This is a genomic window from Pseudoalteromonas sp. P1-7a (assembly GCF_001401855.1).
Classification (GTDB): Bacteria; Pseudomonadota; Gammaproteobacteria; order Enterobacterales; family Alteromonadaceae; genus Pseudoalteromonas.
Map to the genome: position 1 here is coordinate 1 of NZ_LKDU01000146.1, position 247 is coordinate 247.

A 247-nucleotide genomic window follows, 5' to 3' on the forward strand; every position below is an offset into this window, starting at 1 on the left:
GAAAGCGCCGCCATGGTTGTACGTGGCACGGTGAGCGATGTGGAAGACGGTCAAACCGTGACAGTGATCATCAGTGATGGCACAAACCAAGTTGAATCCACGGCACTTGTGCAAAACGGCGAGTATGTTACCGATCCGATTGATGCAAGCGCATTAAACGACGGCACACTCACCGCCACGGCTAGCGTATCCGATGTGGCAGGTAACCCTGTAAATGCGCAAGATAGCGTAGAACTTGATAACACCG

The 247-nt window shown here is 52.6% G+C and carries 1 protein-coding gene; it reads left to right on the plus strand.

Going from position 1 to position 247, the window contains the following annotated elements:
* Positions 1-247 (plus strand): Ig-like domain-containing protein (locus tag AN389_RS20465; RefSeq protein ID WP_160318650.1); only part of this gene is annotated, 247 nt, incomplete at both ends.